General features: G+C 62.4%; 1 protein-coding gene. It reads left to right on the top strand.

From position 1 onward, the window contains the following. Positions 1-202 (top strand): NAD-dependent epimerase/dehydratase family protein (locus tag CQ14_RS45550; protein WP_245320128.1); only part of this gene is annotated, 202 nt, incomplete at both ends.

Here is a 202-nt window from a genome sequence, read left to right as displayed (position 1 = left end):
CAAGATGGTGGAGACCTATCGCAGCCAGTACGGCGCCGACTTCATCAATGTGATGCCGACCAACCTCTATGGAAGCGGCGACAATTATCACCCCGAATACAGCCACGTCGTCGCCGCGCTGATCCGCCGCTTCCATGAGGCCAAGGTTGCCGGCGCCAGGGAGGTCGTGGTCTGGGGCACCGGCACGCCGCGGCGTGAATTT

Source organism: Bradyrhizobium lablabi (assembly GCF_001440475.1).
Lineage (GTDB): Bacteria > Pseudomonadota > Alphaproteobacteria > Rhizobiales > Xanthobacteraceae > Bradyrhizobium > Bradyrhizobium lablabi.
Note: the sequence above shows the minus strand (reverse complement) of the source record. Positions and strands in the feature narration are given on the sequence as shown.